The organism is Rhodococcus spongiicola, assembly GCF_004011835.1.
Lineage (GTDB): Bacteria > Actinomycetota > Actinomycetes > Mycobacteriales > Mycobacteriaceae > Prescottella > Prescottella spongiicola.
In genome coordinates this window covers 186,183-199,361 of sequence record NZ_RKLN01000005.1, presented here as the reverse complement: position 1 = coordinate 199,361, position 13,179 = coordinate 186,183, and the positions used below count along the sequence as shown (strand labels likewise).

The 13,179-nt window shown below is 66.6% G+C and carries 15 protein-coding genes; 10 read left to right on the top strand and 5 right to left on the bottom strand.

Going from position 1 to position 13,179, the window contains the following annotated elements; translation table 11 throughout:
- The first annotated feature begins 110 nt into the window (after window positions 1-110).
- From EF834_RS14405 to EF834_RS14380, 6 genes are all read left to right on the top strand, one after another.
- Window positions 111-1,322 (top strand): DUF445 domain-containing protein, encoded by a 1,212-nt coding sequence (locus tag EF834_RS14405; protein WP_235871218.1) that lies wholly within the window; start codon window positions 111-113, stop codon window positions 1,320-1,322.
- Window positions 1,323-1,418: 96 nt separating this feature from the next.
- A complete protein-coding gene (locus EF834_RS14400; RefSeq protein WP_328590559.1) occupies window positions 1,419-1,919 on the top strand; it encodes a helix-turn-helix domain-containing protein in 501 nt (166 codons plus the stop codon).
- Entirely contained in the window at window positions 1,912-2,823 is a 912-nt protein-coding gene (locus tag EF834_RS14395; protein ID WP_127947911.1) for a heparin-binding hemagglutinin, read from the top strand. The genes EF834_RS14400 and EF834_RS14395 overlap by 8 nt, the downstream gene beginning before the upstream one ends.
- Before the next feature lie 101 nt (window positions 2,824-2,924).
- Entirely contained in the window at window positions 2,925-3,218 is a 294-nt protein-coding gene (locus EF834_RS14390; RefSeq protein ID WP_127947910.1) for a DUF2516 family protein, read from the top strand.
- Between the two features lie 274 nt (window positions 3,219-3,492).
- Entirely contained in the window at window positions 3,493-4,377 is an 885-nt protein-coding gene (locus EF834_RS14385; RefSeq protein ID WP_235871216.1) for an AurF N-oxygenase family protein, read from the top strand.
- Window positions 4,378-4,565: 188 nt separating this feature from the next.
- On the top strand, window positions 4,566-5,552 hold the full coding sequence (locus tag EF834_RS14380) for an alpha/beta fold hydrolase (protein WP_127948130.1): 987 nt from the start codon (window positions 4,566-4,568) through the stop codon (window positions 5,550-5,552).
- A 69-nt stretch (window positions 5,553-5,621) separates the two neighbouring features.
- On the opposite strand, the gene purU is transcribed toward EF834_RS14380, so the two are convergent.
- Both purU and EF834_RS14370 read right to left on the bottom strand, forming a co-directional pair.
- Window positions 5,622-6,509: a formyltetrahydrofolate deformylase gene (gene purU, locus EF834_RS14375; RefSeq protein WP_127947908.1), complete on the bottom strand. Its 888-nt coding sequence runs from the start codon at window positions 6,507-6,509 to the stop codon at window positions 5,622-5,624.
- The gene (locus EF834_RS14370) at window positions 6,506-7,402 is read right to left on the bottom strand and encodes a class I SAM-dependent methyltransferase (RefSeq protein WP_127947907.1); all 897 of its coding nucleotides are present in this window, start codon (window positions 7,400-7,402) and stop codon (window positions 6,506-6,508) included. Before EF834_RS14370 ends, purU begins: the two co-directional genes overlap by 4 nt.
- 38 nt (window positions 7,403-7,440) lie before the next feature.
- Between EF834_RS14370 and deoC the strand changes: the two genes are divergently transcribed.
- The gene (deoC, locus tag EF834_RS14365) at window positions 7,441-8,121 is read left to right on the top strand and encodes a deoxyribose-phosphate aldolase (RefSeq protein ID WP_127947906.1); all 681 of its coding nucleotides are present in this window, start codon (window positions 7,441-7,443) and stop codon (window positions 8,119-8,121) included.
- Between the two features lie 24 nt (window positions 8,122-8,145).
- Here the strand turns inward: deoC and EF834_RS14360 are convergent, their stop codons facing one another.
- Complete coding sequence (locus tag EF834_RS14360; RefSeq protein WP_127948129.1) at window positions 8,146-8,889, bottom strand: LmeA family phospholipid-binding protein; 744 nt, start codon at window positions 8,887-8,889, stop codon at window positions 8,146-8,148.
- A 140-nt stretch (window positions 8,890-9,029) separates the two neighbouring features.
- On the opposite strand from EF834_RS14360, the gene EF834_RS14355 reads away from it, so the two are divergent.
- The gene (locus EF834_RS14355; RefSeq protein ID WP_127947905.1) at window positions 9,030-9,641 is read left to right on the top strand and encodes a type IV toxin-antitoxin system AbiEi family antitoxin domain-containing protein; all 612 of its coding nucleotides are present in this window, start codon (window positions 9,030-9,032) and stop codon (window positions 9,639-9,641) included.
- Window positions 9,642-9,715: 74 nt separating this feature from the next.
- On the opposite strand, the gene EF834_RS14350 is transcribed toward EF834_RS14355, so the two are convergent.
- Both EF834_RS14350 and EF834_RS14345 read right to left on the bottom strand, forming a co-directional pair.
- Entirely contained in the window at window positions 9,716-10,216 is a 501-nt protein-coding gene (locus EF834_RS14350) for a DUF2505 domain-containing protein (protein WP_127947904.1), read from the bottom strand.
- 48 nt (window positions 10,217-10,264) lie between these two features.
- Complete coding sequence (locus EF834_RS14345; RefSeq protein ID WP_127947903.1) at window positions 10,265-10,765, bottom strand: DUF2505 domain-containing protein; 501 nt, start codon at window positions 10,763-10,765, stop codon at window positions 10,265-10,267.
- A 23-nt stretch (window positions 10,766-10,788) separates the two neighbouring features.
- Between EF834_RS14345 and EF834_RS14340 the strand changes: the two genes are divergently transcribed.
- Both EF834_RS14340 and EF834_RS14335 read left to right on the top strand, forming a co-directional pair.
- Window positions 10,789-11,883 carry a UDP-N-acetylmuramate dehydrogenase gene (locus EF834_RS14340; RefSeq protein ID WP_127947902.1) on the top strand — a complete coding sequence of 365 codons (1,095 nt, stop codon included), beginning with the start codon at window positions 10,789-10,791 and terminating at the stop codon, window positions 11,881-11,883.
- A gap of 109 nt (window positions 11,884-11,992) precedes the next feature.
- The gene (locus tag EF834_RS14335; RefSeq protein WP_127947901.1) at window positions 11,993-13,174 is read left to right on the top strand and encodes a L,D-transpeptidase; all 1,182 of its coding nucleotides are present in this window, start codon (window positions 11,993-11,995) and stop codon (window positions 13,172-13,174) included.
- Window positions 13,175-13,179 lie beyond the last annotated feature (5 nt).

Below are 13,179 nucleotides of genomic sequence, written 5' to 3'. Positions count from 1 at the left end.
CACCCTCGAAGCCCGCACGGTCGCCCCAACCTCAGACGAGGAGGGCCGACCGACCCGGGTCGTTCGCCGGCGCCTTCGACGACGTCCAAAAGGGTCGCGAACTGAGGAAGATGAAGGCGGTGGCGACCGGCTTCCTGGTGTTCGCGACCGTTGTCTACCTCTTCTGCCGGTGGCAGGAGACCCGCGGCGCGGGAGAGTGGGTCGGGTACGTGCGGGCCGCGTCGGAGGCCGGGATGGTCGGTGCGCTGGCCGATTGGTTCGCGGTGACCGCGCTGTTCCGGCATCCGCTGGGCTTGAAGATTCCGCACACCGCGATCATCAAACGGAAGAAGGATCAGCTCGGTGAGAGCCTGAGCAACTTCGTCGGCGACAATTTTCTCGCGCCCGAGGTGGTGTCGGTCAAGGTTGAGAACGCGCAGATCCCGCTGCGGTTGGGGACGTGGCTGGCCGAACCCGCGAACGCGCAGCGGGTGGCCGCGGAGACGTCGACGCTGTTGCGGGGCGTGGTCGAGGTGGTGCAGGACGACGACATCACCGCAATCATCGACAACACCATCGTCCGGAGGATCGCCGAGCCGGCCTGGGGGCCGCCGATCGGCAAGGTCCTCGCTGAACTGCTGCGCGAGAACCGGCAGTTGCCACTGCTGGACCTACTCGCCGAGCGTGCTCACCAGTGGGCACTGAACAGTCAGGACACGATCGACCGAATAATCAGCCGGGACTCGCCTTCGTGGTCACCCAAGTTCGTCGACGCGATGCTGGGCGAGAAGATCTACCGAGAACTGGTCGAGTTCACGTGGAAGGTTCGCTCGAACCCCGAGCACGAGGTAAGGCTCGCCGCCAACCGGTTCCTTGTCGAATTCGCGGACGACCTCCAGAACGACCCTTCGACCATCGCGAAGGCGGAGGCGATCAAGGCCGAGATCATGGGTCGCGAGGAAATCACCGGGCTCGCCGCTGCGACATGGCGGGTGGCCAAGCGCCTCATCGTTGAATCCGTCGACGATCCGCACAGTACATTGCGCCGCAAGATCGCCGAGAACGTCTCCAACCTCGGAGCACGGCTGCGCGACGACGCAGGACTGCGCGGGAAGGTCGACGGCTGGCTGCTGTCGGGCACCCGGTACATCGCCGAGAACTACACCGACGAGATCACCGCGGTCATCACGGAGACCGTCCAGAAGTGGGACGCCGAGGAGGCGAGCCGCAAGATCGAACTCCAGGTCGGCCGGGACCTGCAGTTCATTCGAATCAACGGCACCGTCGTCGGGGCACTTGCGGGCCTGTCGATCTACACGATCTCCCACATGCTCTTCGCCTGACACGACGGCGGTGTGGCGCCCAACACGTGCTAACAAACCGCTTGCAATAGTTAGCACCCTGCTCTAGCGTGGGTTACGCATACAGAACAAGGAGTCATGGTGGTCGACGAACCCGGTGACATGAGCGGTTCCGACATGAGCGGTGCGGCACGCGTTGTCAGCAGCGCCGCTCAGGACATCGGCAGTTTCATCCGTTCGCAGCGGGAAGCCGCGCAGGTGTCTCTGCGTCAGCTCGCCCAACTCGCCGGCGTCAGCAATCCTTACCTGAGCCAGATCGAACGCGGCCTGCGCAAGCCGTCTGCCGACGTCCTCGCGCAGATCGCCAAGGGGCTCCGGGTCTCGTCCGAGGTTCTGTACATGCAGGCCGGGATTCTCGAGAAGCGCCCGCCCAGCCCGGTCCGGGACGCACTGCTCGCCGATGGCGCCATCACCGAACGCCAGAAGCAGGTGCTGCTCGAGATCTACGAGTCGTTCTGTCGGGAGAACGATTCCAAACAGTCCGAAATCGCCGGTCAGGCCCCGGAAGGTGTGGCTGCCTCGGACGAAGAAGAGCACCAGATCGCAGATCCACTCGACAGGAGATCCGAGAATGACTGATCCAAGGTTGATCGATAACGTCAAGACGCCGTTCTATGCCGCGGTCGGCACCGGCGATCTGGTCGTCCAGGCCGTCGCCGACGTCGTGTCGCAGGTCCGGGAACGCGCCGAGAACCCCAACATGGACGTGTCCGATCGCATCGAAGAGGCCCGAGAGCGCTGGGCCAACCTGCCCACCGAGGTGTCCGAGGGTGTCGAACAGCTTCGCGAGCGTCTCGCGACGCTGCCGTCCGAGCTGCCCGAAGAACTCGCCGACCTGCGGGAGCGCTTCAGCGCTGAGGAACTGCGCAAGGTTGCCGAGGCATACCTCAAGGTCGCGTCCGACCTGTACGTAGCACTCGCAGAGCGTGGTGAGGAGGCCGTAGAGCGTATCCGCAAGCAGCCGGGTGTCGAGGAGCAGATCGAGCGCGCCGAGGCCGCGTTCGACGATGCAGTCGAGCTGACCGAGGAGGCGCTTGGCACCGTCGCGCGCCAGACGCGTGCCGTCGGTGAGCAGGCCGCGAAGTTCGCCGGTCGCGCCGCCGGTCGCATCGGCGAAGTCGCCGACGAGACCGCACTCGTGATCTCGGAGGCGACCGACACCGTCGCGAACCGCCTGGCGGAGACCAGCAACTCCGTCGCCAGCCGGGTCGAGGCTGCCGGTGAGCGCGCCGAATCGACGTCGGCGGCTGCGGCCGAAGGTGTCGAGGCTGCCGCCCCCAAGGCTGCTCCTGCTCCGAAGCCGGCCACCAAGAAGGCGGCACCTGCAGCGACGAAGGCCGCGTCGGCCAAGACGGCCACGGCCGCGTCCGCCAAGACTGCCACGCCTTCGGCTGCCAAGAAGGCCCCGGCTGCCAAGAAGGCCCCGGCTGCCAAGAAGGCCCCCGCTGCCAAGAAGGCCCCGGCGAAGAAGGCCACCCGCTGATCGGAAACTGATCGCACGTACTTCCGATCGGCCGCAGGCCCCCGCGCAGTCCGTTTGCGCGGGGGCCTGCGCGTGTCCCGGTCGGTTCGTAGGATGGAAAGGTGTTCAATCCTCAAGGCATCACCGGTCTGATCCTGTTCGCGCTGCAGATGGTTGCGCTCGCTGCGGCGGTGTTCGCGGTCTTCCACGCAGCTCGTCAGCGCAAGGACGCGTTCACGGCGGTGGACAAGCTGACCAAGCCGATCTGGCTCGGCGTCCTCGTCGCGTCGCTGGTCGTGATCTTCCTTTTCGGGGCGGTCCACCTACTTGGGCTGATTGCCGTCATCGCTGTGTGCGTCTATCTCGTCGACGTCCGTCCCCGGGTCGACGACGTTCAGCGCGGACCGCGCTGGTAGCTGTCCGCTACACGGTCAGTGAATGTGGTGACGAACGGTCACAGATAATCCTTGACACCGCTCATCGGGGCGGTGCTATCGTCGAAACACGCCTGGAAACAGGCCTGACCTGCCCTTTTATCGGCAGGTGACCTGCAAGAACGCGCTTTGTATGTGAGCAGTACGTGAGCAACCAGCGGGGCAGGAGTTGACAATGTTTAGCACCGATCCGAGGGGACGTCGCGGAGCGTCCAGCGAGTCTGCAGTGTCCCGAGAGTCTGCAGGGTCCCGCCATATGCGAGTCGGGGACCGGCAGGACACCGCGACCCGCCTGCTCGCATCGGCTGCCCGCAAGTCGTACGACCCGCTCGTCGAGATCGACTGGGAGGCCCCGATTCCCGAGGGTTTGTACGGCATGACCCCCGAGTGGTGCAGCCTGTACGGCACCGAACTGTGGGATCGGATGACCGAGGATCAGCGCATCACGCTGACCCAGCACGAGGCCGCGAGCATCGCCGGTGCCGGCATCTGGTTCGAGATGATCCTCATGCAGATGCTGCTGCGTGACATCTACTCTCACGACCCGTCCACACCGCACGTGCAGTTCGCACTCACCGAGATCGCCGACGAATGCCGGCACTCGACGATGTTCGCGCGCTCGGCGCAGCGGTTGGGAATTCCGTCCTACCGGCCGAAGACCTGGATCCTGCAGTACGCACGCCTCTTCAAGGCCACCGCGTCGGGTTCCCTCGCATACGGCGGCACGCTGTTCGTCGAGGAGATCCTCGACATGATGCAGCGCGACTTCATGAAGGACGAGCGCGTCCAACCGATCATCCGTACCGTCAGCAAGATTCACGTCGTCGAGGAAGCCCGGCATATCAAGTTCGCGCGCGAAGAGACGGTGCGGCGAGTGCGGGACCTGTCCCGCGGGAAGCGTGCCTACCAGCGTCTCGTTCTCGGTGTAAGCGCGTACCTCGTAGTCACGTGCCTGGTGAACGAGCAGGTCTACGCCGCCGCGGGACTTGACGTCGAGGAGGCCAAGCGGGCCGTGCGGAACAACGAGCACTACCATCGGATGATCCGTGAAGGCTCGCGCAAGACGATCGAATTCCTCGACGAGTGCGGCCTGATCGGTGGGCCGTCGAAGGTGTTGCTGCGCCGGGCGCACATCATCTAGTGCTGCGACGGCCGAGAGGGCGTACTGGTCGCGGATTCGTGGTTACTGGAGGCAACTCAGGTCCTCCACGCGTTTTGGCTGGGAACAGGGGAGGCTCGGTGAGCGAACGGAAGTCCCGCAAGGGACTGTGGGCGTTGACAGGCATAGCAGGTGGGGTAGGTCTGGTCGCCGGTGCGGCTGTTGTCGCCATGGCGGCAGACCGGCCACGGAAGGCGGTATCCGGAGTCCCGGGGTCCGGAGTCCCAGGGTCCGGAGTGCCCGGGGCACAGTCGAACCAGGACGACGTGTTCGCGACTCCTCGGCTCGAACCAGAGATAATTCCCGTCGTCTCCGCCGACGGCACCGAACTGCATGTTCGTGTCTACGGTTCCCCCGATGCGGATCCGATTGTCTTCAGCCACGGGTGGGCCTGCTCGGCCGACTACTGGAACCCACAGGTCAATGCGTTCGCCGAGAAGTACCGGGTGATCACCTACGACCTGCGCGGACACGGGCGCAGTGCGATGGGCGACACCCCGCTGGCCCCCGACATCCTCGGCGACGATCTGGCCGCCGTCCTCGCCGGGACCGTACGGGACGGACGGAAGGCGGCCATCGTCGGGCACAGCATGGGCGGCATGAGCATTGTCGCGTGGGCCGGCAAGTACCCGGAGCAAGTGCAGCAGTACGCCAGTTCGGTGCTGTTGGCGAGCACAGGCACCGACAGCCTCGTGGCGGAAACCAGGGTGATACCGCTGCCGCAGCGGTTTCCGCGGATCCCGGTGCCGGTCGGGCGCGTCATCCTGGGGTCGGCGATGCCGATGCCGGCGTCCCCGGTGACCGCCCGCGCGATCAAGTACGTAGCGATGGCGCCCGGTTCGACGCCCGCCGAGGTCGCATTCTGCGCGCGCATCCTCACCGAGTGCCACCCGCGCGCCCGTGGCGGCTGGGGTGCGGCGCTGAGCAGCCTCGACATCACGGATGGGCTGAAGAACCTGCAGGTGCCGACGACGGTGCTGGTGGGTGCCGCCGACCGGCTCACCCCACCCGCGCACTCGCGACGGCTCGCTCAGATGCTCGACGACGCCGAGAACCTCGAACGGCTCGTCGTCCTCCGCGGCATCGGGCACATGACCTCAGTCGAGGCCGTGACCGACTTCAACGCCGAGGTCGAGCGACTTCGCAGCCTGAAATGACGGCCTGAACCGACAGCGCAGCCCGCCAGGACGCACGTTGCCGGGGCTTGGTCAGCTGAAGACGCGTGCTCAGCTGAAGACGACGGTCTTGGAGCCGTGGACCTGGACGCGATCCTCCAGATGCCATCGCAGACCACGGGCCAGCACCAGCTTCTCAATGTCGCGCCCCTGTCGGACCATGTCCGCGACTTGGTCGTTGTGGTCGACGCGGATGACGTCCTGCTCGATGATCGGACCGGCATCGAGCTCGGCGGTCACGTAGTGGCATGTTGCGCCGATCAGCTTGACCCCGCGGGCGAACGCCTGGTGGTAGGGGCGAGCGCCGACGAATGACGGCAGGAAGCTGTGGTGGATGTTGATCGCGCGGCCGGCCCAGTGATCGCACAACTCGGAGGGCAGCACCTGCATGAAGCGGGCCAGTACCACCGCGTCCGGGTCGTGCGCGTCGACGAGCTTGCGGACCTGCTCGAATGCGGGACCTCGCTCGGCCGGGTCCTTCGGGAACGACACGTAGTGAAAGTCGACGCCGTGCCGCTTCGCGACCCGCTCGAGGTCCTGGTGGTTGCCGATGACCGCGGCAACATCGCACGGCAGTTCGCCCGCCGAGACGCGGCCGAGGATGTCGTGCAGGCAGTGGCCCTCCTTGCTGACGAGCAGCACGATGCGCTTGCGTTCCCCGGTGTCGGTCAGCGTCCACTCGGCCTCGGGCCCCAACTCCTCGGCGACGGCCGCGAACCTCTCGCGCATCTCCTCGAGGCTCAAGCTGATCGACGATGCGCGCACTGCCTGCCGGGTGAAGAACCATCCGGTGTCCGCGTCCGCGTGATACGCGGCCTCGACGATCCAACCGCCGATCTCGGCGAGGAACCCCGAGATTCGGGCCACGATGCCGGTCCGGTCGGGGCAACCCAGAGACAGGACGTAACGACGGTCGTCAGTCGAGGTAGCTGAACTCATTGCCTCAGTTTGTCAGGTCCCCCGAACCCCACGACTTTCGCCGTACCGACGAGCGTGGACGCGTCGATGGTGTGCAGTCCACGGTCGATGATCAGCGTCATGAAGTCGGTGCGCACCTGCTCGACGACGTCCGGAGCCAGACCCGCGAGGGTCGCGCGCAAGCCGCTGCCCAGCACGAAGCTCCAACAGAATTCCTCCGTCGCCGGGATCAGGTTCGACAGCTCGCGCACCTCGACCGCCTCGGTGCCCGCGGCCGTGAGCCACCCGCGCAGCTTGTCCGGGGTGTCGAGTCGCTGGGCGGGCTCCATTTGGGCGGTGAGGTCGGGCAGCGGTTGGGGCAGGTGCGGGCCGAGGGCGTCGAGAAAGGTGGTGGCGTACTCGCGCAATGCCGTCTCGCGCCAGGCGGTGACCCCGACGGTCCCGCCGGGACGCACCAACCGGAGCAGGCGCGCGAACGACTCGTCCATCTCCGGTAGGAAGAACACCGAATACGAACTGAGCACCGCGTCGTAGCCGGCGTCGGGAACCGAGCTCGGCGCCTCCCACGTCGTCGCGTCGGCGGTGACGAACTCGATGTTGAGCAGCGCTCGCTCCGACGCCTTGACTCGCCCGCGTTCGAGCATCTCGTCGGAGAGGTCGATCGCATGCACCTGACCGGTCGGGCCGACCGCGACCGCGGCGGGCAGCGCCGACGCACCGGTACCGCTGCCGACGTCGAGCACGGTGTCCCCGGAACGCAGCCCTGCCTGGAACACGAGGCACTGTCCCGCCGGCCCCCACACGTCGGGCGTCACGCGGTCGAAGTCAGCGGCGGCCGCGTCGAACGTCGCGGCGATCTCTTCGGCGCGCACGGTGTCGTCTTCGCGTGCACGCACGGTGTCGTCGGAGCTCATGCAGCCCGATGCTAGCGAGCTGTGCCAAGCTACGAGGCATGTCCGAGACCAAGCTGGATCGCTCCGAGGTCGCTGCAATGATCGACCACACCCTCCTCGATCCGGCTGCGTCCGACGCCGACGTGCGCGTGCTCGTCGACGAGGCCCGCGAACTGGGCGTGTACGCGGTGTGTGTATCGCCGTCGATGCTGCCTCTGCGCACCACCGGCGACCCATCAGGACCGGTACTCGCGACAGTTGCCGGATTCCCTTCCGGCAAACATCATTCGCTCATCAAGGGCGCGGAAGCTCGACTCGCGGTCGACCAGGGCGCTGCCGAGGTCGACATGGTGATCGACGTCGGTGCCGCCGTCGCCGGTGAGTACAACGCGGTGCACGCTGACATCCTCACCGTCCGCGAGGCGATCGGGCACACGCCGGTGCTCAAGGTGATCATCGAATCGGCGGTGCTGTCCGATGACGCGATAGTCGAGACGTGCCGCGCCGCCGAGCGGGCAGGCGCCGACTTCGTGAAGACGTCGACCGGCTTCCACCCGGCGGGCGGCGCCAGCGTCGAGGCGGTGCGGCTCATGGCGCAGACCGTCGGCGGCCGGCTGGGCGTCAAGGCGAGCGGCGGCATCCGCACTGCGGACGACGCGCTCGCGATGATCGACGCCGGCGCCACCCGGCTGGGATTGTCCCGAACCAGCGCGGTGCTCGATGGGTTTCGCAGTACCTGACAGGCTCCCCGCTACTCGGCGCGCTCAGAAAATGCCGCACTCGGGCTGCGGTGCGTTCGGGTCCTGCGGTGGCATCACATACTGACCGCCCTCGAGGTGCAGGCCGACCGCGTTGTCGGTGATGGCCAGCGTCGTCGGCACCATCCCGAGTGGGTACTGCTGCAGGCTGTCGGTGAGTGTCTGGACGATCCCGTCGACGAGCGCGGTCGGTAACCCGAAGCCGAGGATCGCGGCACCGACTGTCTCGACCTGCACCTGTCCGTCCTGCACCGTCGGGCGCACTGTCAGATCGGCGATGCCCGCGGGACCGACGGTGAACATCAGAGTGCCGGTTTCGGGGTTGGTGGTCACCGAGTCGACGAGGCCGCCCAGCGGTTGCGACTGCACGGTCGCAAGGATGCCGTCGGTGCTCCAGTTGACGTCGGCCCACGAGCTGCCGATGGTGCCGCTGCTGTCCGGGGAGTCGGTGACCTGAATGTCGTTGGCGCGGGCATGAACCTCCATGCCCTGCGCCGGACCGAACGACGGACCGGTGCTGTTGATCGTCACGTAGGGAATGTTCCCGCCCATCTGCAGCAGTACCGGCTTCCAGCTGAGGCCGACGCTCACGTCGGAGCCGAGGTCGTTCCGGAACTGCGACTCCATGCAGCTGGTCGCGCGGTTACGGAAGAACAGTTCGACGCCGACCAGCGCAACTACGAGCGCCGCGACCACGATCAGCGAGATCACGACTGCCTTGCGACGCTTTGGCCGGGGGGCACTGGGCATCTGGGGCGCATTCACTGGTGCCGACATGTCAGCGATTCTGCCGGAAGACTCTGAGCCGATTCTGTGAATGTGGACTCGGTACGGACACCTCGGTCCGAAAAACTGTGATCTAGGACACGATGTCGCAGTAGGGTGTCTTCATGGCGGGCTGGAGAGATCCGCGGCGCGAACCCACTCCCGAGGTGGGGGAGGATCTGCGTCGTCTTGCGCTCAGGCAAGCGGGCTATTTCACGACCAGGCAGGCGCTCCGTCTTGGCTGCAATGCCGAGGATATCGACGGCCGCCTGGCCGAGGGGTCCTGGTTGCGGATCGAACGGGATCTGTTCCGTCTCGCCTCATTCCCGCGCAGCGATCTCGAAGAGTACGCCAAGTGGTGTGCGTGGTTCGAGGGCGCTGCGGTGGTCTCCCACCAGAGCGCGGCCGAATTGCACGGCCTCGGTCACCTGCATCCCAGTTTCGTTCACCTGACGACGGCACGGTCCGCTCCTGCGCCCACGCGCCGACTCGCGCTCCACCGCAGGGAACTGCGACCGGAGGACTGCGAACAAACCGGAACGTTTCCCATCACCACGCCGCTGTGTACCGCGCTGGACCTCGCGGCCGGTGGGATCGCCCAGGATCTGTTCGACGAGGTCGTCAGCGACGGGGTCGCGATCGGGCGGATCGACCCCGAGGAACTGCGTGCCGAATGTGATGGCCGACCGCAGCAGGTCGCGGAGCGCATCGCGCACGCGCTGGGGGTGTGCGACTAGTCGCCGCTACCGCAGCCGATTCATACCTGCAGTTCCGCAGGTGACGCCTTCGTGTCTGCCCTCGCCCACGCGTGCTACTGCTCCGCGAGCCAGGCGGCGGTGACTTCGGCCTCGGACTGGAACAGGTCGACCAGACTGGTCAGCATCAGTTGCTCGAGTTTGCCGCCGACGAACGGGATGAACACTTTCGCCTCCGACGACGTGCGGAGCGTGCAGCCGGTGTCGGTGCTGAACAGTTCCATGGTCCCGGTCAGGCTGCCCGGCCCGGCCGGGACCGATGCCTCGTAGGTGCCGGTCACCGGTTCCCCGAACTTGGTGTAAGTCTCCCGACGGGTGATGATCAGGTCCTTCTTCATCACGGTTTGCGCGATCTCGGGTAGGTCCTTGCGCGGCAGCACATGGTGCAGCACCAGATCGATCCCGTCGTCGGTCACCTCGAGGGATCCGATGTGGTTGTCCGAGTACTTGCGCATCTCTTCCACCCGCGCTTCCCAGTAGTCCCGGTTGCTCAGCGCGGCATACACCTTCTCGGCAGGATGCTCGAACCTGGCGGAGTAGTCCATGCGACGGGCCATGACGGGCAGGCTACCGTTCGATGGCGGTGCCGTCGGCGAACGCAATGACTAGATCGACGCCGTCCAGCGAGCGGTGAAGTTGTTCTCGGCCTCGATGAGTTCGATGACCTGTTCAGCAATGACGGACTCGATCTTGCCGCCGAAGATGGGTAGCTTGACCTCCACTTCACCCTCCATGACCAGCAGCGATCCGTCAGCGTCTGCGGTGAGGGACATGGTGCCGCGTAGTCGCCCGGGGGTGCCGTCGACCAAAGCCGAAAAGGTGCCTTCGGCATGGTCACCCTGTAGCGCGTGCCACGATTCGGTGCGGGTGATGATCAGGTCACCCGGGCGGATCTTGGTGACCATCGACGGCAGGTGCTCGGCGGGGATGGACTGGGTCATCGCGACGTCGATCGTGCCGTCGCCCACAGTCACCTCGTCGAGCTTCGCGCCGGGCCCGCCGACCTCCTGCAACCAGGCCCGCCAATACCGCTCGTCGGTGAGGGCAGTGTGCACGGTGGAGACCGGATGAGGGTAGTGCGCGGAGTGGTCGATACGTCGGGCCATGAATCGCACGCTACCGTTTTCACGTGTTGGATCCACTCATCCGCGGGCGCCTCGAGCAGACCGGCGCGCAATTGTCCGAGCGTGTGCCGCTGTCCGGGCTGACGACCCTGCGGCTCGGCGGTCCCGCTGCAGTGCTGGCCGAATGCCCGTCCACCGACGTTCTCGTCGCTGTCGTGCGTCTGCTCGACGAGGCGCGCGTGCCGACGCTGATCCTCGGTGGCGGATCCAACCTGGTGATCTCGGACGACGGGTTCGACGGCGTGGTGGTCGGCGTCGCCGACGCGGGTGTCGAACTCGGCGCGGGCACGGTGCTCGCGCAGGCCGGGGCGGTGTGGGACGACGTCGTCGCCAAGACCGTCGCGGCCGGGCTCGGCGGGCTCGAATGCCTGTCCGGCATCCCCGGCTCGACCGGCGCGACGCCCGTGCAGAACGTCGGTGCGTACGGTGTCGAGGTGGGGTCTTTGCTGCGCCGGGTGCAGCTGTTGGACCGCGCCACGGGTGAGGTGCGTTGGCTCGACCCGTCCGAGCTGGGCCTCGGCTACCGCACCAGTGTCCTCAAACACCGCAGCGACGCGGTGGTGCTGGCCGTCGAGATGGCGGTCCGCCCCGACGGGGCGAGCGCGCCACTCGCGTACCGCGAGCTCGCCGTCGCGTTGGGTGCGCGGGAAGGTGAGCGGCGCCCGACAGCGGAGGTTCGCGACGCCGTCCTCTCGCTACGCCGCAGCAAGGGCATGGTGCTCGACGGCGACGACTACGACACCTGGAGTGCCGGGTCGTTCTTCACCAACCCGGTGATACCCGATGCGGGCCTGGCCCCGGTGCTCGACGCCATCAGGGCGAAGGTCGGTGCGGACACGAGGATCCCGCAGTTCCCGGGTAACCCCGGCACCAAGCTGTCGGCTGGTTGGCTCATCGAGCGTGCCGGGTTCGGCAGGGGCTATCCCGGCATCGAGTCGCCGGTCCGGCTGTCCACCAAGCACACGCTCGCGTTGACCAACCGCGGGCGCGCGAGCACGCGCGACCTCGTCTCGTTGGCCCGCAACGTCCGCGACGGCGTCGAGGCAGCGTTCGGGGTGCGTCTCGAACCGGAGCCGGTCACGGTTGGTTGCTCGATCTGAGCGGCGCTCTTCGCTGAGGTTGGATCTGCAGCGGCTGGACCTGCAACGAGCTGGACCGCGCGTCCTGCGTAGCGAAAGCCGCTGATGCACTGAGCGTACGGTTGAATTCGTGCGTCATCAGGGTTCTCGGAAGCGTCGGGTGCGTCTGTTGGCAGTGCTGGCCGCGCTTGTGGGGCTGTCCCTCATGGCGGGCTGCGCGACCGGGGGGTTCGCAAGCGTCGACCCTGCGGCCGTGGAGCCCGTCGCGCAGGTTGTCGAGACACCGAGCGCCGATACCCAGAACGTGAATCCCGTCGATCCGATCTCGGTCCGGGTGAATCAGGGGGTGCTCGAGAGCGTCGCCCTAACCAATGCGGCGGGCAAGGTCGTGCAAGGCGCGCTCGCGCCCGACCGCACGGCCTACACGATCACCGAACCGCTCGGCTACGGAGCGACGTACACCTGGTCGGGAACAGCGGTCGGCGGCGACGGCAAGACCGTCCCGGTGTCCGGGAGCTTCACCACGCTCGATCCGGATACCACGACGGCGGTTCGCACCAACATCGGCGACGGGCAGGTCGTGGGTATCGCTGCCCCGATCATGCTGCAGTTCGACGGCCCGATCGCAGACAAGGCTGCCGTGGAGAAGGCGCTGCACATCACCACCGACCCGCCGACGACAGGGTCGTGGGCGTGGCTGGCCGACGATCACGGAGCTCGCGTGCACTGGCGTCCGCAGAACTACTGGGTTCCCGGCACCACCGTCGATCTGGACGCCAAGCTCTATGGTCTCGACTTCGGTGACGGCGCCTACGGGGCGAGCGACCTGTCGCTGGACTTCACGATCGGACGCAGCCAGATCGTGAAGGCCGACGCCCCCAGCCATCGCATGCAGGTGATCCGCGACGGTGCGACGGTCATGGACATCCCGGTCAGCTACGGGGAAGGCAGCGAGGCCCGCAACGTCACCCGCAGCGGCATCCACGTCGTGTCCGAGAAGCACGAAGACTTCGTGATGTCGAATCCGCCCTACTACGAGAACGTGCGTGAGCGGTGGGCGGTTCGTATCTCGAACAACGGCGAGTTCATCCACGCCAACCCCTTGACCATCGGGGTCCAGGGGGCGTCGAACGTGACGAACGGGTGCATCAACCTCTCGCTCTCGGACGCCGAGGAGTACTTCGGCATGGCCATGTACGGCGATCCTGTGGAGGTCACCGGAACCCGTATCGGTCTGTCCGCCGCGGACGGAGACATCTATGACTGGGCCGTCGATTGGCCGACGTGGCTGTCGATGTCGGCGCTCGCGTGACGGAG

What these genes read in the sequence shown, in the direction of transcription:
- EF834_RS14405 (WP_235871218.1), top strand. Translation starts at nt 111, where the DNA reads ATGAAGGCGGTGGCGACCGGCTTCCTGGTGTTCGCGACCGTTGTCTAC.
- EF834_RS14400 (WP_328590559.1), top strand. Translation starts at nt 1,419, where the DNA reads ATGGTGGTCGACGAACCCGGTGACATGAGCGGTTCCGACATGAGCGGT.
- EF834_RS14395 (WP_127947911.1), top strand. Translation starts at nt 1,912, where the DNA reads ATGACTGATCCAAGGTTGATCGATAACGTCAAGACGCCGTTCTATGCC.
- EF834_RS14385 (WP_235871216.1), top strand. Translation starts at nt 3,493, where the DNA reads ATGCGAGTCGGGGACCGGCAGGACACCGCGACCCGCCTGCTCGCATCG.
- EF834_RS14380 (WP_127948130.1), top strand. Translation starts at nt 4,566, where the DNA reads ATGGCGGCAGACCGGCCACGGAAGGCGGTATCCGGAGTCCCGGGGTCC.
- purU (WP_127947908.1), bottom strand. Translation starts at nt 6,509, where the DNA reads ATGAGTTCAGCTACCTCGACTGACGACCGTCGTTACGTCCTGTCTCTG.
- EF834_RS14370 (WP_127947907.1), bottom strand. Translation starts at nt 7,402, where the DNA reads ATGAGCTCCGACGACACCGTGCGTGCACGCGAAGACGACACCGTGCGC.
- deoC (WP_127947906.1), top strand. Translation starts at nt 7,441, where the DNA reads ATGTCCGAGACCAAGCTGGATCGCTCCGAGGTCGCTGCAATGATCGAC.
- EF834_RS14360 (WP_127948129.1), bottom strand. Translation starts at nt 8,889, where the DNA reads ATGCCCAGTGCCCCCCGGCCAAAGCGTCGCAAGGCAGTCGTGATCTCG.
- EF834_RS14355 (WP_127947905.1), top strand. Translation starts at nt 9,030, where the DNA reads ATGGCGGGCTGGAGAGATCCGCGGCGCGAACCCACTCCCGAGGTGGGG.
- EF834_RS14350 (WP_127947904.1), bottom strand. Translation starts at nt 10,216, where the DNA reads ATGGCCCGTCGCATGGACTACTCCGCCAGGTTCGAGCATCCTGCCGAG.
- EF834_RS14345 (WP_127947903.1), bottom strand. Translation starts at nt 10,765, where the DNA reads ATGGCCCGACGTATCGACCACTCCGCGCACTACCCTCATCCGGTCTCC.